Annotated in this window: 13 protein-coding genes; 1 reads left to right on the forward strand and 12 read right to left on the reverse strand. The window is 58.7% G+C overall.

From position 1 onward, the window contains the following. Positions 1–12: 12 nt before the first annotated feature. The gene (locus tag AAF739_10445; protein MEM6383083.1) at positions 13–4,047 is read right to left on the reverse strand and encodes a hypothetical protein; all 4,035 of its coding nucleotides are present in this window, start codon (positions 4,045–4,047) and stop codon (positions 13–15) included. Between the two features lie 246 nt (positions 4,048–4,293). Then, a complete protein-coding gene (locus AAF739_10450; protein MEM6383084.1) occupies positions 4,294–5,220 on the reverse strand; it encodes a sugar kinase in 927 nt (308 codons plus the stop codon). A gap of 134 nt (positions 5,221–5,354) precedes the next feature. Here AAF739_10450 and AAF739_10455 point away from each other — a divergent pair, with 134 nt between their 5' ends. After that, positions 5,355–6,125 (forward strand): aldolase/citrate lyase family protein, encoded by a 771-nt coding sequence (locus tag AAF739_10455; GenBank protein MEM6383085.1) that lies wholly within the window; start codon positions 5,355–5,357, stop codon positions 6,123–6,125. Positions 6,126–6,154: 29 nt separating this feature from the next. Here the strand turns inward: AAF739_10455 and AAF739_10460 are convergent, their stop codons facing one another. The 10 genes from AAF739_10460 to lptB form a co-directional block, all read right to left on the reverse strand. Then, positions 6,155–7,450, reverse strand: coding sequence for a TRAP transporter large permease (locus tag AAF739_10460; protein ID MEM6383086.1), 1,296 nt, complete (start codon positions 7,448–7,450; stop codon positions 6,155–6,157). 33 nt (positions 7,451–7,483) lie between these two features. Beyond that, a complete protein-coding gene (locus AAF739_10465; GenBank protein ID MEM6383087.1) occupies positions 7,484–8,005 on the reverse strand; it encodes a TRAP transporter small permease in 522 nt (173 codons plus the stop codon). Positions 8,006–8,044: 39 nt separating this feature from the next. Next, entirely contained in the window at positions 8,045–9,055 is a 1,011-nt protein-coding gene (dctP, locus tag AAF739_10470) for a TRAP transporter substrate-binding protein DctP (GenBank protein ID MEM6383088.1), read from the reverse strand. A 118-nt stretch (positions 9,056–9,173) separates the two neighbouring features. Continuing rightward, complete coding sequence (locus AAF739_10475) at positions 9,174–10,214, reverse strand: Gfo/Idh/MocA family oxidoreductase (protein ID MEM6383089.1); 1,041 nt, start codon at positions 10,212–10,214, stop codon at positions 9,174–9,176. Positions 10,215–10,349: 135 nt separating this feature from the next. Next, the gene (locus tag AAF739_10480) at positions 10,350–13,238 is read right to left on the reverse strand and encodes an EAL domain-containing protein (protein ID MEM6383090.1); all 2,889 of its coding nucleotides are present in this window, start codon (positions 13,236–13,238) and stop codon (positions 10,350–10,352) included. Positions 13,239–13,396: 158 nt separating this feature from the next. Then, a complete protein-coding gene (locus AAF739_10485; protein MEM6383091.1) occupies positions 13,397–14,794 on the reverse strand; it encodes a 2OG-Fe(II) oxygenase in 1,398 nt (465 codons plus the stop codon). A gap of 116 nt (positions 14,795–14,910) precedes the next feature. Then, on the reverse strand, positions 14,911–15,375 hold the full coding sequence (ptsN, locus tag AAF739_10490) for a PTS IIA-like nitrogen regulatory protein PtsN (protein ID MEM6383092.1): 465 nt from the start codon (positions 15,373–15,375) through the stop codon (positions 14,911–14,913). Between the two features lie 87 nt (positions 15,376–15,462). Continuing rightward, positions 15,463–16,029 (reverse strand): ribosome-associated translation inhibitor RaiA, encoded by a 567-nt coding sequence (gene raiA, locus AAF739_10495; GenBank protein MEM6383093.1) that lies wholly within the window; start codon positions 16,027–16,029, stop codon positions 15,463–15,465. A 177-nt stretch (positions 16,030–16,206) separates the two neighbouring features. Next, positions 16,207–17,754, reverse strand: coding sequence for an RNA polymerase factor sigma-54 (rpoN, locus tag AAF739_10500; GenBank protein MEM6383094.1), 1,548 nt, complete (start codon positions 17,752–17,754; stop codon positions 16,207–16,209). A gap of 78 nt (positions 17,755–17,832) precedes the next feature. Continuing rightward, on the reverse strand, positions 17,833–18,606 hold the full coding sequence (lptB, locus tag AAF739_10505) for an LPS export ABC transporter ATP-binding protein (GenBank protein MEM6383095.1): 774 nt from the start codon (positions 18,604–18,606) through the stop codon (positions 17,833–17,835). Positions 18,607–18,739 lie beyond the last annotated feature (133 nt).

Genomic DNA, 18,739 nt, shown 5'->3' on the forward strand with positions numbered 1-18,739 from the left:
TACGCCTAAGCATCAAATCAAGATATCATCGGCCAGCTGCGTGCGTGTGGTGTTCTCGATGGTGAAACTGTTGGGTCCGAAGGTGAAGACGACGTCGCCCGCAACATCGGCGGCGAAGGATAGCGCACCATTGACGCTCGCGAAGTTGAAGGCCGACAGGTCCAACTGGTCGATGTCGTCTTCGAAGTCCGTGACGGTGTCATTGCCATAGGCTGGCGCGAAGATGAACGTGTCGGCGCCCGTGCCGCCCGTCAGCGTGTCGGTGCCCGTCCCGCCATCAAGGGTGTCATCATCCTCGCGGCCCTGCAGCGTGTCGTCACCGGCACCGCCCGATAGCTGATCATTGCTCGCACCGGCCTGGATGAAGTCGTTGCCGTCCTCTCCCAACAGGGTGTCCTCGCCGAAGCCGCCGAACAGGAAGTCGTCGCCGATCCCGCCTTCGAGCATGTCATCGCCCGACCCTGACGAGATGAAGTCATTGCCCGCCTGACCGCGGGAGGTGTCGTCGCCCGCCCCACCAAAGAGGCGATCATTGTCGCCACCGCCGTTCAGCGTGTCATTGTCCGCCCCACCCGCCATGACATCATTGCCGGCATTGCCCGACAGCACATCGATGCCGCCGCCGCCATTGAGATTGTCATTGCCGTCGCCACCGATGAGCGCGTCATTGCCGCCACCGCCGGTGAGGATGTCGTTGGAGGCTCCGCCATCAAGGGTGTCGTTGCCCAGTTCGCCGTTGAGATTGTCGAAGTCCGCGCCGCCAAACAGCCGGTCATCGCCATCACCCCCATTGAGGGTATCATTGCCCGCACCGCCGATGAGCAGGTCATTGTCGTCGCCACCGTTCAGCGTATCGCGGCCACCGCCGCCATTGAGCGTGTCCTCACCCGCATCGCCGTCAAGCATATCCGTCCCGCCACCGCCATCGAGGGTGTCATTGCCGTTGCCGCCGCTCAACCCATCGGTACCGGACTGACCGCGCAACGTGTCATCGCCTTCGCCACCATCAAGGGTGTCATTGCCGACATTGCCATTGAGCGTGTCGTTGCCAGCATCACCGTTCAGCGTGTCGGCACCGTCGCCGCCGTTCACCGTGTCGTTGCCGTTGCCGCCGTCTGCGACGTCATCGCCCGCACCACCGGAAACCGTATCGTTCCCATTACCGCCGCTTAGCGTGTCGTTGCCGTCTTCTCCCTCCAAGCGGTCGTTCGCGTCGAGGCCGGTTAGCGTGTCGTCACCCTCACGTCCGCGCAGCCTGTTGGGGCCATTGTCGCCTTGAACCGTGTCGCCGAAAGACGTGCCGTCCACGCCTTCAATGTCGATCAGCGTGTCCGTATCGCCATAGCTGTCGGTGGCAGTTCCCGCCAAAAGATCGACAATGACGCCTTGTGTCCCACGGACGGGAGCGCTGTTGGTGGGGAAAAAGCCAAACAACACCTCGGGATCATAGCGGACGACATCGAAACCAGAGCCGCCATCTATCGTGTCGTCGCCGGCACCCCCGGTGAAGCCCTCAAAGCCGTCAAATAATGTGTTGCCCCCGGTGAAGGTATCGTCGAACCCGCTTCCCCGAAACGTGTGAACCTCCGAGAAAGTCGTATTCATTCCTGTTGCCGTCGCAACGCCCGTTACCGTGCTGGCGGTAACGCCTGACTGGATGTCCTGGAACGAAAGGTCATGGCCTAGGCGAAAGCCATCGAGCGCAAAAACCGGGGTTGCGATAATCGTGTTATTGCCAGGGCCGGGCAGGATAAAATCGCCGAAACGCTCCGGTCCCGTATCGTCGGCGAAGATGGTGTCGTTGCCTGCCTCCCCGTTGATCTCATCGCTTCCGTTTCCGCCATCCAGCGTGTCGTTCCCATCGCCTCCGAAGAGGTTGTCGCGACCGTCGCCGCCGAAAAGCTGGTCGTCGCCATCCTCGCCGCGAAGCTCGTCGTCGCCTCCTCGTCCACTTAAAACGTCGTTGCCTTCACGTCCACGAAGCCTGTTGAAGCCGCCGTCCCCGTCGATCGTGTCCCCAAACAGCGTGCCATCAACGCCTTCGATGCTGATCAGCGTATCGCTGTTGCCATAGCTGTCGGTTGCGGTCCCGGCCAACAGATCAACCACCACGCCCTGAAAGCCTGAAACGCGGTCACCGTTGGGATCGAAGAAGCCCCAAAGCACCTCGGAATCGTAGCGCGCGACATCAAAGCCTGATCCACCGTCCAGTGTGTCGTCGCCAGCGCCACCACTGAAGCCTTCAAAGTTGTCAAAAGCCGTGTTTCCGCCCGTGAGCGTGTCGTTGAACCCACTGCCGCGAAGAATGTGCACTTCCGAAAAGGTTGTGTTCATACCGACGGCGGTGGCGACTCCAGTCACGGTGCTTGCGGTGACACCTGACTGAATGTCCTGAAACGACAGATCATGCCCATCGCGTCCGCCATCAAGGCGAAAAACGGGTGTCGCAATGATGGTGTTGTTCCCGCTTCCCGGCATGATGAAATCGCCGAAGCGGTTAGGGCCTGAATCGTCGGCGATGATTGTGTCGTTCCCACTTCCACCGCTTAAGTCATCGTTCCCCTCGCCACCGTTGAGAAAGTCATTTCCGTCGTTACCGCTGAGTATGTCTTGACCGCTGCCGCCGAAGAGACTGTCGTTACCTTGTTCTCCCCTTAGTTCATCATCCCCACCTCGACCGCTCAGCGTGTCATTACCGCCGGAACCGCGAAGTTGATTGGGGCCCGCGTCTCCCGCAATGTTATCCCCAAAGCCGGTTCCTTCGACGCCTTCGATGTCGATCAGCGTGTCGGTGTCGCCGTAGCTGTCAGTGGCGGTTCCTGCCTGCAGATCGACCACTACACCTTGGAAGCCCCGGATGGTGTTGCCGTTTGCATCGAAATACCCGAACCGATCTTCGCCGTCGTAGCGCACGACATCGAAACCAGAACCACCGTTGATTATGTCGTTGCCGGCATTGCCGGTGAAACCCTCGAAGTTGTCAAAGGTCGGGTTCCCGCCGGTGAGCGTGTCGTTGAAGCCTCCACCGCGAAAGAAATGAACTTCCGAGAAGGTGGTGTTCATTCCGACCGCAGTCGCGACGCCGCTCACGGTGCTCGCGGTTACGCCCGATTGTATGTCTTGGAAGGAGAGATCATGACCTTCGCGTCCGCCATCGAACCGAAAAACTGCCGAAGCGATGATGGTATTGTTTCCACTTCCCGGCATCAGAAAGTCGCCGAAACGGTTCGGGCCAGCGTCGTCAGCTATCAGAGTGTCGTTGCCTTCCTCACCTGTCAGGTTGTCGTTGCCGTTACCGCCATCGAGGAAATCGTTTCCAAGGCCGCCGAGCAGGAAGTCTTCACCGTCGCCGCCGAAAAGCTGATCGTTTCCGTCGTTCCCGCGCAATTCATCATCACCGCCCAGCCCCCTGAGGATGTCGTCGTCATCATTGCCGCGGAAGTTATCGACCCCGTTGCCGCCGGTTAACTCATCCTCGCCGTTGCCGCCCCACAACTGGTTGTTGCCGTTTCCAGCGAAGATTTGATCGTTTCCATCTCCCCCAAAGAAACGGTCATCCCCATCGCCGAAATTGAAGATGTCATTGCCTTCAGGGTTGAAAGGGTATCCATCGCCACCGAAGGCATCGCCCTCTTCAGCGATGTTGGCTACGTTGTTACCTCGGAAGTCCCAGTCCTGTTGAGACAGATACTCCTCTATCGCAAGAAGGTTGGTGCCGTTCCGCTCAGCAGCCTGAAGGGCTGCGGCGTCTGTGACCAGCAGGTTGATAGAACTGATGGTGCCTTGAAAGCCGCCATTGACGAACACCTCAACCGATTGAATGACGCCACCGGTCAGTTCGAATTGCGTCGGTGTTACGGGCTGGTATGTGAAACCGGTGCCGGTTACGTTTGCAGCGAAGGTTGTTGTGCCATCGAACCAAGTAAACGAGAACGAGGTCGGGTTATTTGTGTTCAGCAGGCCGACGTTCAGGATGGCGTCACCTAGAAACGTCGCAAAATTGACAAAGCTGCCACCACTGGAAGGTTCGACATCAATGCGGATCATCTTTCACTCCCGAAGCAGATTTGGCGGGCGGGCAAGATAGGCCCAAATATGACCCAGCGTAAATTAGCCAAACTATCGAATATCTGGCGGTAAGACTTTGATTAGGCCGCCGTTTACGACAGTTTTATTTGCCAGCGTTGCAAAAAGAATCCCGCAAGCCTCTGCGTTGGCGTCAAGCGCTGAGCACCCGGGAACAGACATGATTGTGTTCGCATTGCGCGCGGACGGAACCTCCATGCAAAACGGTTATCGCTGGAGCGGCTCGATCATCTCGCGCGTTGGAATGGCACCCGTCGCCCCGTGGCCGGTGACCGTTGCGGCGGCGACGTGAACGGCCAAGCGTGCAGCCTCTGTTATGCTGCCTGTCTCCAGGAAATAGGCGAGGCAAGCACCGGCAAAGCTGTCCCCCGCGCCCGAACTATCAATCGCATCCACGCTGGGTGCGCGCACGGTGATGTCTTCGTCTGACGTTCGGACAATGACCCCCTCGGCTCCGCGTTTGAGGATGACGGCCAATGGATTGAAGCGTCCAAAGAAAGTGAGAATGGCCTCAGGATCACAGGTGCCCAACAGCCGCTGCGCTTCATCGTCCGACGGTAGGACGATATCTGCGAGAGGTAGAAAGCCATCAACGCATGCTTTGGCGTCTTCCAGCGACCACAGTTTGGGGCGGATGTTCAAATCGTAGGAGACAAGCGTGTGGTGAGACTTTGCAACCTCTGCCGCACGGCGCACGGCCTCGCGCATGCACTGGCTGATCGCTTGGCTGACGCCAGTTACATGTAAAACCTTCGCCTTTGCGATCGTTTGTTCCGGCAGGTTTTCGGGGCCGAAGTGGCTCGCAGCGGAACCTTGGCGCGCGTAGAAGAAGTGCCGGTCCTTCGGGTCAGGATGAATGAAACACAGGCCGGTTGGATGGCGATCAGCGATCATGACCGCTTCGGTGCTGATCGCTTCATTCCGGCAGAAGGCTAGAATCTGGCTGCCAAAAGGATCGTTGCCTACGGAAGAGATTAGCCCGGTACTGGCGCCTTGGCGCGCAGCAGCGACAAGTGCATTGAGCGCATCACCGCCAACGTCGCTTGAGTAAGTTGCCGGTCCACCCGGTTCCCCGGACGTGCGCACCATCTCGACCAGCGGCTCGCCCAACGCAACGATATCTGGCTGCTTCATGAGGCGCGTCCTTCAAAGCTGCTCCGCAGTGTCATTGAACGGGCTGACGACCAGAAACGATGGTGGCCAAGCGCCGTCGAGACACGCATAGTCACTCCAACATGTAATCCGAAAACGTCGAAAGCCCCTGACGCATGCAAGTTCCCAAAAATCTATTCAAGTCCGCCCTCGCGTCGGGCGACCATCAGCTTGGCTTGTGGAACACGATCGGCGGTAACACGGTCGCCGAGATGCTGGGCGGTGCCGGTTTTGACTGGGTGCTCGTCGATTGTGAACATGCGGCCATTGAGACCGTGGAGGTTCAGGCAGCCTTACAGGCGATCGCAGGCAGCATGGGCGTTGCTCCTGTTGTGCGCGCTGCTGGCCATGATGAAGTGCTCATCAAGCGGTTGCTCGATATGGGCGGACAGACTCTGATGGTGCCGTACGTCCAGTCGGCCAGTGAAGCCCGATCCATCGTTCAAGCGATGCGCTACGGGCCGTCGGGCGTCCGGGGTATGGCTGGCATGACCCGGGCCACACGGTATGGCCAGGTGGAAGACTATTTTCAAACTGCTCAAGACGAGTTGTGCTTGATCGCTCAGGTCGAGACTGTCAGTGGGATGGATGCGCTTGAAGAGATCGCCTCTGTCGACGGAGTCCATGCTGTCTTTTTCGGCCCAGCCGATCTCAGCGCGAGCATGGGCATTCGGGGTCAAATGTGCCATCCCGATGTGGTCGATGCTATCAATAAGGGCTTTGAGCGCCTTAAAGCCATCGGCGTTCCTGGCGGGGTGATGGCGTTGGAGCCCGCTTCGGCAAAGGCCTACATGAACGCTGGCTCGCTCTTCACAGCAGTCGGCGTCGACCTTGTCCTACTCGCAGACGCATTGGCGTCTCTTCGAGAAGCATTCGGCAGGGGCTGACCAGTAACCGCGTCAAACACGCGTCTCCGCTAACCGGCGTACCCGAATAAGCGTGGCAAAAACAGGACGAGGTCCGGGAACACGATCAGTACGAGCAAAGCGATCATCAGCACGCCGAGGAAAAGCCAGACCTCTGATATGATTGCGCGTAAGGGGATGCCCGTTACCGCGTTTATGACAAACAAAAGGATGCCATAGGGTGGCGTGATCAATCCGATCATTGAGTTGACCACCACCAGAACGCCGAAGTGGACGAGATCAATCCCCAGCGCGTTACAGGCGGGTATGAACAGCGGCACAATCACAAGGATGATGGTCGTCGCATCAAGGACGCAGCCAAGCAACAACACCAGGATGTTGACGAGGAACAGGAACACCAGCGGGTGCATGTCGATGTCTGTCAGGAAGTCTGACATCACCCCGGGTATGTTCTCTGAGACGACGATAAAGTTGAGGATGAGCGCGCCGCCGATGACGACCCCGACGGCCGCCGACGAGCGGGCGCTTTCGACAAAGATGCTGTACAGTGCCTTGACACTTAGGGTTCGGTAGAACAGCCCGGCGAGGACCAGTGCATAAAGCGCGGCAACTGCCGCAGCTTCGGTCGGCGTGGTGACGCCACCGTAGATTCCGTACAGCAGAATGACGGGCATCAGCAGAGCAGGGAACGCTCTACCGGTGATCGCCGGCAACTCGCTCAATGGGACCGGCTCTTCGATTGCGAAATCGCGGCGACGCGCGATGATGGCGTTCATCGCCATCAACAAGCCCCCCATTAGGAGGCCGGGAACAATGCCCGCGAGGAACAGCGATCCGATGGAGGCGTTGGAGACAAGTGCATAAAGCACCATGGGGATCGACGGTGGGATGATCGGGCCGATGGTGGCCGATGCGGCGGTGATGGCGGCTGCATAGCCTCCGGAATACCGACCGTCTTTTGTCATCATCTGGATGATGATTTTGCCGATGCCTGCTGCGTCTGCAACCGCCGAGCCGGACATGCCAGAAAAGATCAAGGACGCCACAACGTTAACGTGGCCGAGCCCGCCCCTGAAGCGGCCTACGACGGCGATGCAGAAGGTGAGGAGCCGCTCGGATATTGTTCCGGCATTCATGATGTTGGCGGCAACGATGAACAGCGGAACAGCGAGCAGGACGAAGCTTCCGTAGAGCCCCTGCAAGATTTTCTCGCCGGTCAGCGCCAGATCCATCCCACCGGAGGCGAGATAGACCAGCGAGGCGAGCATGATCGAGTAGCCTATGGGGGTCCCGATGGCCGCCAGACCAAACAGCACCAACAGGCATAGGGCGAGCTCAACGCTCAACCGGCTGGTTCCTCATCTTGGCAGCGCTCGTTATCATGGACGCGGATCATCGGTTTGGTTGGCTGGATTTGGGTCGCGTAGCAAAGTGACAAACCGCCAACCGTATCGCGCAGCGATCACGAGCATAAACACTGCATAGACCGAGAAGATGGTGCGTAACGGAATCTTGTCGCCAGACAGCGGATTACGGACGGTCGACGTCCTGCGAATCTTGAGAAAATCGATGTAATCCCAGGTCGGCAAAAACGCCCATAACATGCCGACCGCGATGGCCCCCGCCGAAACCAGCGCTAGCACCCGCTGGGCCCGTCGCGGGGTTGCGAGGTACAGGATGTCGAACGTGACATGGTCCTTCTCGCGGACGAGAAAGGCGCAGCCAAAAAAGACAATCCAGACCCAAAGGATCAGACACAGTTCGAGGGTCCAGCCGAACGGCGTTTGCAAGACATACCGGGAAAAAATTTGCAGAAGAAACGTGATAAACATCGCCGCCAGAAGGCTGGCGGCGATGAATTCGGTGCTGCGGGTCACCCAGAGGGAAAGGTGCCGGATCACGCCTGGTGCGGACCGTTTATCCGTACTGCGCTGTACTGATTAGTTGCCCAGTGCGTTGATACGCTCGAGCACACCATCCGGCCAGCTTTCGGCGAATTCACTGCCGACATATTGGGCTTGCACATGCGTCCGGAACGCCTCCAGATCAGGCGTATAGATTTCCACGCCTTCGCTGCGTATGCGGTCCGCAAGGCTGTTCTCGAGATCAAGCTGCCGCAGGCGTCCGACCGCAGCTGCAGCATCAGAGGCGCGTTGCACGGTGATTTGCTGCTCGGGGGTCAGGCTGTTCCAAGTCTCAAGCGAGAATGCGATGTAGTTGAGGTCAACCAGGTGCGATGTGAGCGCGATCTGATTGGTCACCTCGTAGAACTTGGCATCAACGACTGTGGGCAACGGGTTGTCCTGGCCGTCAACGGCACCGGTGGACAACGCCGTGTAGACCTCGGTGAAGGCCATGGGTGTCGGCGAAGCGCCAAGTGCCGAGCCCAGGAACTGCCAGGCGTCTGTACCGGGCATACGCAGGTTCACGCCAGCCAAATCATCCGGCGTTTGAACATCCAGTTCATCGCGCGTCTGGCGCAGGTTCACATGGCGGCGGCCCAGGTACATCACCGAAAGGAGCTTCACACCCAATTGCTCCTCCACCGTTTGCTTGAACGGATCCATCAACGGGTCGTTGAACACGCGCACCTGATGCGCCGCATCCTGGTGGACGTAACCGGTGGCGAAGATCGAAAACTCGGGGAAGAACTGTGCGAGTTCCTGAGCTGAAGCAATCGACATTGTCAGGTTGCCGCGGCTGATCGCTTCCAGCTCGGTTCCTTGCGCGAAGAGGGTCGCGTTGTAGCCGGGCTGGTAGTCGGCGAATTCCGCCACCATCGGTGCGAAGACTTCCGCCATTGCGACCGAGCGCTGATCGGTCTCCGACCCCGCCGTCGCGAGCGTGAATGTCATGCGGTCCTGGGCAGCTGCGGTCAGCGATCCGCCAGCAAACACAGAAACGGCCAGCGCGGCGGTTAGCGCAGCACGGCGCGTGATCGTGAAACTCATTGTATCCTCCCGGAAGGGTTCTTGTTGTTTTTGGACGGGTAAAGTTCGCGCGAAGCTGCTGCCGACGCAACCGTTTGTATTGCACGTTGTGCAAGTTTCTTCGTTTGGCCCGGCTTATTTAAAGCTTGACCATGCCGCCGGTCTTTGCCGCGTGTTGTAGGGCTTCGATCACCTCAAGGCTCTTCTTTCCTTCTTCTGCGGAGACAATCGGTTGGCAGGCGCCGGAGATAACCTCCGCGAAATGATCGATCTGCCGGACAAGCGGGTCGGCGTTTTCGGCTCGCAGGAAGGCGCTGTTCATCGGGGACCACCAGTCGCGCGGAGCGGTGCCGTTGGACCAAATCCTGAGGTCCGGTAACGATAGCGAACCATGGGAGCCACCAAGCAAGTAGCAGCTCTGTGACGTTGCAGGATAAGCGGGGTTTTCGCCGGCGGTGAGCTCCCAGCTCCATGGGCTGACGATGGCATCGGAGACGGTCACCGTGCCAACCGCGCCATTGGCAAAGTCCAACAGTGCGCCTGCAACGTCCTCATTATCGTAACCGCGGCTTGCTGGCCGGCTGATGGCCCGCACGCTTGCGATCTCCCCACAAAGATACCTCAGTAGATCAATGTCATGGACGAGATTGACCGCAATCGGGCCGGCGCCCGGCTTGGTACGCCACGGTGCCTCATCGAAGTAGTGGTCAGGTTTGCACAGCCAGCATTGGGCGTGAACCGCTCGCAGCGCGCCGATTTGTCCGGACGAGATGGCTGCTTTCGCGGTCGCAATTATGGGGTTGTGACGCCGGTGATGACCAACCATGACTGGAACGCCCGCTGCGGCACTTGCCTCGACGAGGCGCTTCGCATCTTCCGAAGACGTGGCGATGGGTTTCTCAACAAGCGTCGGGAGACCAGCGTCAACGCACACAAGCGCTTGCGACACATGAAGCTTGTTTGGCGTCGCGAGTATAACGCCATCGACGGCCTTTGCTTCGAGCAGGGCGCCCAACTCGCTGTAGTACGGGCATTGTGCCTCGATTGCGGCGCCTGCTGCTTCAGGATCAGGATCTACGATCGCTGCAAGAGTCGCCTTGCTGGCCACCGCTATAGCCTCCGCGTGGCGTCGGCCAACCAACCCAAAGCCAACGATTGCAAGTTTGAAAGTCTGGCGCATGCGGGATCGGGCCGTCTTTAGCACTTGAACGACGTGCGGAAGGGCACACACGGGGAGTTGCTTGGCTGAGGCTTAAGGGCATTGCGGGTCTGGCTGCAAGGCCGCCGGTGGCGCTCAACTCACAGCGCCGTTCGGCTAGCGGCCGGCGCTGATCAGGGCCTGCAACACGAGATCACTCGCATCGTCGCTGGACGATTGGCGCTTGCCGTGGGGCAGGCGTGCCGCCAATGCCGATGCTTCGATCCGGGCGGCATCCGCGAGGGCCAGCTCCGCCGGCTGAGCCTTAGCAAAGTACCAACCCTGGACGTAGTCGCAGCCCAGCGACCGAACAACCTTCAGTTCGTCTTCGATCTCGACGCCCTCCGCAACGACGCGCAGATCAAGTCCGCGACCGAGGCTGACGATGCCGCGCATCAACTTGCGCTTATCTGCGCTCAGATGAAGATCCTGCACGAAGGTACGGTCGATCTTGAGCTTATGGAATGGTAGCTGATTGAGGTAGCTAAGCGAAGAATAGCCAGTTCCGAAATCATCGAGAGCCAGGCAAATCCCGCGCTCCGCGAGCCGGCGTAAAATGCCCTCAAGGCGCGCCATGCAATCAGCGGCGAAGACGCTTTCGGTCAACTCGATGCACAGCAGTTTGGGATCGAGACCACTCTGACCCAGGGCGTTGTCGATAACGCGCTCAAGATCACCGTGCCAAACTTGAGCTGCCGATACATTGACCGCCACGCGGCGTGGCCGCAAACCCTCGTTGACCCAGCTTTGAGCATCAAGGCACGCCTGCTTGAGAACGTAGGCGCCAAGATCGGCTATGAGGTGCGAACTCTCAGCAATGGGAATGAACATGCCTGGCGGCACGTAGCTGCCGTCCCCGCGGCGAAGACGCAACAGAGTCTCGTACTCGGTGACTTCTCCGCTCCTGATGTCGATGATCGGCTGGTAGTGAACTTCAAAACGTTGATCTTCCAGAGCGTGCCGGATTTCGTTCGCCATCGACAGACGGACACCCATTGCTTCGCTCATGCCCGCTTCAAAATAGCTGTAGCGTCCGCGGCCGTTTTCTTTCGCCGCGTACAGTGCCAGATCGGCGTACCGCATCAGCTCATCGGGCTCGGTTGAGTGGTCGGGGACGAGCGCGATGCCGATACTGCAGCGGGTTTGCACATCGCTGCTGCCAAGCGTTGCCGACCGTGCGATGTGATCAATGATGCTCTCACAAAGCTCGTCGACCGTCTCGCGCGTGGTCCGCGATCTGAGAATGATCGCGAACTCATCCCCTCCAAGCCGTGAAACGAAATCCGTTTTCTCGACAAGGCCAGACAGCCTGTGCGCAACGATTTCCAAAAGTTGGTCGCCAGCCAGATGCCCCAGGGAGTCGTTGACCTCCGTGAAATAGTCGAGATCGAGCAGCAGGAGCGCGGCCTTCGCATCCCCTGCGCTGGCCGTCTCGCAAAGACGTTTCAACTCGCGGGTGAAAAGCGTCCGGTTCGCAAGTCCGGTCAGGTTGTCATAGTAGGCAAGCTGTTCAAGCTCGCGCGCGGCTGCCTTTTCTGTCGTCACGTCCTGCATGGTGCCGAAAAGCGCCCGCGGTTGACCATCACTATCGCGTTCCAGCGTCATCCGAATACGTACGTCAATGATGACGCCATCGCCACGCCGCATCTGAACGTCAATCTCCGACTTCTCGCCGGTCTGCCGAACGTGGTCCTGCAACTGGACAAGCTTGTCGAAACCGTCGGCGATATAGTGTTTGCGCATCTCAGCGCGGCGTGTTGTCAGTGTTTCTGGGTCGAATTTGAGAAGGTCGTAGGCGCGACTGTCGAGATAGAGGTGGTCTTCGTCCAGCGGCCGACGCCACGTCCCCGAGCGTCCAAGCCTCTGGGCTTCTCGAAGGCTTTCGGTCTTCTGTTCGATCAGCGCATAGCTTTCCCGCAGTGCCCGCTCAGCATTGGCTTCTTCGGTCGCATCGATAATCACGCCGGTCACGGCGACGACGTTACCGTCATCATCATGCTCGGCTGCCATGTGGACCATCATATCGATGATCTCGCCGTTTGGCTTCTTGAACTGCGACCGTGCGACCGTCGGCTCGCCGGTTTCCCATGTCTTCAAAAACGCTACGTGCTGCGTGTTTGTTTCGATCGGCGTATGTTCAGGAACTACGTCACCTGCCTGGATGACGGAGAGCGGGACGTAACCTTCCTCGCGGTCCATCCCATACATCTCAAGCAACTCGTGCGACATCCAAAGCGGGTCCGCCTGAGCGTTGGTTGCGCGCCAATGGCCCATCTTGGCAATTTTCATCGAGCGGGAGAGCAGCGAGGTTCTGTCATCGAGCGCCGCTTGCATGCTGACCATAGAGCGGGCGGCATCGCGCGCCATAGGTTTGAAGATCACGATGATCTCGATCATCATCAGAACAAGGGCGAGAACGACCCAAAACCCATGCACGCGCAAAGCATGGGATGTTCTGTTGCGGGCGACTTCCCCATACAGCGAAACGGCTTGATCCAACAAAATGAGGAAGCCGGATTCGGCGTTCACGCGATGGAACTCGATCGTGTCAACTTGCCCTTCAGGGTCGTCAAGAAAAGCGTCGAAGGCGTTGATGAAGCTTGTCGCCATAGGCTCAAGGCCACGGCCCGCCGGCGCGTAATGGTGGATCAACTCTGGAGACGCTTCAGCCGGTATCGTCCCGTCCGGTCTGGGTGTGGTCAGGAAGGCATGTCCAGCACGCATCCGCTCGACGGCGACGCGCATGTCGTTCACGGCTCTTTGTTGTCTGAAAGCGTTTGGCGCTTCGATGACACGTGGCGTCAGAAGTGCCAGCCGCTGAGATAGCGTGCGCTGGGCAGCGGCAACCTCGAGGATTTCCGACTGCTGGTGATTGATTTCCAAAATCCGGTGAAGTTGGAAGGCGCCGAGTGCGATCGTAAGCGCTATCAGTCCCAACGCTATCAGATAACGTGTGGTGTAGCGATTGCGAATCCGGGTCTCAGAAAGGCGGCTCGATGGCTGCACGGCTCAAACAACTCACACTGCAAACCGCCCCACCGTAACGAAGGGTCTGTAAACAAAGGTGAAATATCGAGCAAATTAACTTGGGCGGTTACTTGCCAGCCCTTGGCTAGACCGACCCTACAACGCTGCGAATGCAAGCACTTGACCCAACCGTAACGTCAGCCGGCGTAGTTTCCAACGCTCTGGTCGAGGAAGGCATTGTTCGCCCGCCGAATTTCGGCCGCCTCGTCGTCATAAAGGAAGGGTAGAAACGCAAATCTACGCCCATTCGTGATCGGTAACGCCTCATGAAGCAACGAACATGAAAAGACGAGTGCGCCGCCGGTGGGTGGATTGTACACAGCGCGCGAGTATTCGGGGAAGCTCACGCCACCACCGCCAAAGTCCTCTGCGTTCAGGTTGATGGAAACGGCAAAACGTCTATGCGCCGTTCCTTTGGTGGTGTTATCGCGGTGAGCTTTGAAGTAGCCGCCTGAATTGGCATCATAGCAACACACGATGTAGCGCTCCATGCGCGTGACTTTGAACTGGTAGGCTTTCTGAATCTGCGGTGCCAGACGCCAATAAATGCGATGCATCGCCGCTTTGCGCAGCTCTTCATCTTCGATCATGCAGTCGAAGCGTTTCTTCGTTGAGTTATCGAGCTCGACCAGCGTCTTGCCATTGCGTTCACGCGTCACGCCCGAGGGATTTCCGCCATGCTGCTCATAGTACTGCAGCAGTGCCTGACAGAAGCCAGGTTCGAAAACGCGCGGTACGATCATGACCGGGGCGGGGGTTGGCGACCCCGCATGGTTCATCGGATCCGGCAACGCCTCGAGCATGTTAAGGGCCTGCTCGGTCGCGTCCGGCGCAAACACGCCCATGATGCGCATGACCGGGTCAATGAGAAACCAGCCATAGGGAAGGTGCTGGGGTGAAGCGTCGCGATCGGCTCCTGTTACGCCAAAGGTATCATGCAAGCCACGTTCGGCGTCGTGAAACACCAGCAAAGCGCCATCCAGCGGCATAAGGTTGGGGTCGTTGAGTGAGCCGGCTTCTGAGGTTGCAAGCGCTATGACCCGTTGTGCCGCATGAAACATCCCTCGGGCACGACCCATCGGTTCCATCATTGACGCGTAAGCGGCATCATCACGCGGAGGTAGGAAGCCAAGGAGCGTATAGCGGCCGCCCAGCGATCCGAATGCAAAGCGCGGGTTCGAGCGCGTTGCGGTTATGCACAGAGGGACCGCTTCACCATATCCGAGTGTACGCCGCAGGTTCGTTACCTGCGCGGCCGGCTGGGGTGTCGGCGCATGTTCTGGCTGCGGGGCATCTGTCTGGGTAGACGGCGCACTGCGCTCCGCGGGTGCAGGTTCCTGCTCAATGGTCGCCGATGAGCTCGGCGCGTTGTTCTCGGCCTGAGAATCAACCGCCTGTCCGGAGGCTGCTGCGGCCGCGTCTTTCGGTACCTCCTGTAGGTCCGGCTTCGCCTGCGCTGATGGTGCGCGCGCAGCTGCATTGCGGCTACGAGATTTGCGGCGTGCGGCTGCTGATTTGCGTGATGCTTTGGCCATCGATCCTACCCATGAAAGACTACCGCGAAGAGTATACCGAACTAGGGTGCGCTGGCTAATTTAAGGTTAACGAGCGGTGAAGACCGAGGGTTGGTCAAGCCGTAAACGCATGTCCGTTAAGCAGCATCGGACTGTGCGCTGCTCGTTAGGACGGCGTATATTCCGCTTGAATGATCTGTCGTCCTGATCCTTTCGGCCCTGCTTTCGTCACGCAAAACCCTGGCTATGCGGGCCAGTGCCTTCAGGTGATCCGCGCCGGAGCCCTCCGGAGCAAGCAGGAGGAACAGAAGGTCGACTGGCTGGTCGTCGAGCGCCTCAAAATCGAGCGGCTTTTGCGTCCGTGCAAACAACCCCACGATCCGATCGAGGCCAGCAATCTTGCCATGCGGAATTGCCACACCGTGACCGACGCCAGTCGAGCCAAGTCGTTCTCGCTCAAGCAAAGTCGTGAAGATCTCCCGCTCAGGCAAACCGGTCACGTCCGCTGCCCGTTCGGCAAGCATCTGCAGCGCTTGTTTTTTCGAGGTGGCTTTCAACGACGAGATGACACCTTTGGGCGCAATCAGATCGCTTAAATCCATTCCCATGATGGCTCCTGGCGGTTGCGGCAGGCCTGTATGAAGCCAGCGTGCAAAGCCTGTTGATCAGGTTTGGACCGCCCGGTTACCTCAGCTTGAAGGATCAATCCAGCCTATATTTCCATCATTGCGTCGGTAAACCACATTCACCCGCCCGCTTCCGGCATTTTTGAACAGCACGAGTGGGGCGCCGGTAAAGTCGAGATCAAGCACGGCGCTGGCGACCGTGAGGGTTTTCATTTTGGTCTGTGTTTCCGCAACGACAGTGGGCGCAAAATCTTCGCCAGGCTCTTCGTTTTCGTCGGGCATGGCAAACGTCACGTAGCTCGCTTCTGCCATCATCTGTCGCTCGGATTTATCGTTCTGATGGTCCTTGAGGCGCCGTTTATAGCGGCGCAAGCGTTTCTCAATGCGTGCCGAGGCCTGATCGGCGCTTTGGTGCGGGTCGATATGAAAACCGGTCGCGTGCAGAATCACCCCCGAATCAAGGTGAATCGTGCAGTCGGTTCGAAAACCCGCGCCTTCGCGCTCCATTGTGACGTGGCCCGAATAGCCGCCGGCGAAATACTTCTCGAGGGCCTCTTCCAGCTTTTCGTCAACATGGCCGCGCAATGCTTGGCCGATGTCCATGTTCTTGCCGGTGATCCGCAGGCTCATCTTGCTTTCCCCCTGTCTTTTGCGATGCGCGGCGCCCTTAAATTGAGCATTTGATCTGCGCAATGCCACGATGAAGGCTGACACGAGGAGCGGGTGCTCGCCAAGCCTGCATTCGGCGATGTCGCATCCGTAGCTTTACGGGCATTGTGGCCGTTTTGGTGTCGCGCGCAGGAGACGTCAGGCGTGGGCGCGCGCTTTTTTCTCGCGGCGGCGCTGGACCGACGAGGCGATCCGCATGGCCTCGCGGTACTTTGCTACGGTGCGTCGCGCGATGTCGACGCCATCGGCTTTGAGTGCTTTGACCAGTTGATCGTCTGACAGAATTTCGTCCGCGGTCTCGGCGTCGATCAGCTTCTTTATGCGCTGTCGAACCGCTTCAGCCGCATGGGCGTCGCCGCCGTCGGCGGAGGCTATGGCAGCGGTGAAGAAGTACTTCATTTCAAATGTGCCACGCGGGGTGGCGATGTATTTGTTCGACGTAACACGACTGACGGTCGATTCATGCATGTCGATGGCCTCAGCGATCTGCCGCAGCGTCAGAGGCTTGAGATGCTCGACGCCACGGGCAAAGAAGCCGTCCTGTTGTCTGACGATTTCCTGGCCGACCTTGATCATGGTGCGGGCACGTTGATCGAGGCTCTTGATAAGCCAGCTCGCTGATTGCAGTTGATCGGATAAATAGCTCCGATCCTCAACAGAGAGGGTCTTGCGGTCGATTGTGGCGTAGTAGGTTCGATTAACAAGCAGGCGAGGCACGGTTTCCGCGTTCAGCTCGACGCCCCATGAGCCTCCCGGCTCTTCCCGCACGATTATGTCCGGAACAACAACATCGACAGGGCTGGAGGAAAAACCGCGACCGGGCTTGGGATCAAGCGCCCGTAACTCTGCAAGCATGTCCATCAAGTCGTCCTGATCAACACCGCATAGTCGCTTGAGCTTTGCGAAGTCGCGCTTCGCCGCAAGGGGTAGGTTGTTGATCATCGCTTGCATCGCGGGATCAAAACGGTTCGCTTCACGTAGCTGCAACGCGAGACACTCGGCCAGGTTTCGCGCACCGATGCCGACCGGATCGAAACGCTGGATGCGAGACAGGACGTCTTCCACTTTGGCGAGCGGCGCTTGCAGGCGTTCGGCGACATCCTCGGGCGATGTTTGTAAATAGCCGTTGTCGTCAATGGCATCGATGAGCATCGTTCCGATGATACGGGCGCTGGGATCCTTGATCGCTATTGCCAGTTGCGCTCCCAAATGGTCATGGAGCGTCTCTGGACGGCTGATGTAATGATCGAAGTCGGGTCGCTCGGCGACCGATTGACCACTGCCCATCCCCATACCAAAAGCTCGCTCACCATCAGTCGCAGGGGCCGCTCCTTGCGCGGGGTCTTCGGGGAAAACGTTTTCAGCCGATGTGTCCAAAGTGTCCGCGATGGCTTGCGGACCAGAATCAAGGGTGCCCAAGGACAGGTTTGCGGTCTCTTCCGTTCCGGACCCGTTCACGGGTTCGGATAGCTCAAATTCGCTGTCACCATTGATCGGACCCTCGGCACGCTCATCACGCTCCAAAAGCGGGTTCTGAACCAGTTCTTTGTCGATGAATTGGGAAAGTTCGAGCGATGAAAACTGCAACAGCTTGATCGCCTGCATCAGCTGCGGCGTGATCGTAAGCGTTTGACTTTGGCGCAGAACGAGCTTTGGCGACAGACCCATGGCAGGGATATGCGACAAGCAACGCGCCCTTAGCAAGCCTCATGCCAAGCGAATTCGACGCAGATGGTCTTTTTGCGTGATTGTCGTAACTGGAACTTAAAGGGTGAAGCTTTCACCAAGATAAAGCCGGCGGGCCTCTGGATCCGCAACGATCGCCTTGGGCGTGCCCTCGGTGAGAACACGACCCGAATGGATGATCGTGGCACGATCAATCAGGTTGAGCGTTTCGCGAACATTGTGGTCGGTGATCAGGACCCCGATGCCCCGTGTCGTGAGATGGCGCACCAGCGTTCGAATATCGCCCACAGCTATTGGGTCGACTCCCGCAAATGGCTCGTCCAGCAGCATGTAGGCTGGGCGGCTTGCGAGCGCCCGGGCGATTTCACAGCGGCGTCGCTCGCCGCCTGACAAGGCGATCGAAGGCGTGTCGCGCAACTTGGCGATTGAGAACTCCCCCAGCAGTGCATCCAATTCATCCTTGCGCTTGTTTGCGTCCGGCTCGACCAGTTCCAGTACCGCCATGATATTCTCCGCGACGGTCATGCCGCGGAAAATTGACGCTTCCTGCGGCAGGTATCCGATTCCGAGCCGCGCCCGCTGATACATCGGAAGGTGCGTGATGTCCTGCCCGTCCAGATGGATGAGCCCGGCATCGGGCAAGACAAGGCCGGTGATCATATAGAAAATTGTGGTTTTGCCGGCCCCGTTTGGCCCCAGCAGTCCGACCGCTTCGCCCCGCCTGAGCGTCAGCCCTGCATCACTGACCACGGTGCGACCGCGGTAGCTTTTTCGTAAACCTGCAACGACGAGGCTACCTGCTTCTCCGGTCACGGCGGTTGGTGAAGTAGCAATGGCCTGGTTACCGTTCATCGCGCCCAATATGCGCCCTTTGGCGGCGGAGCCGTTCGGGCGCGGATCCAGGCCGTTTTTGTCATTATACGCCGGTTGGCTGCCGTTTGAGGGTACCGCTTCGTTCGCCGGCACCTCCTGGTTTCCATTCACC

It is taken from the genome of Pseudomonadota bacterium, from assembly GCA_039024915.1.
Classification (GTDB): domain Bacteria; phylum Pseudomonadota; class Alphaproteobacteria; order Rhizobiales; family MH13; genus MH13.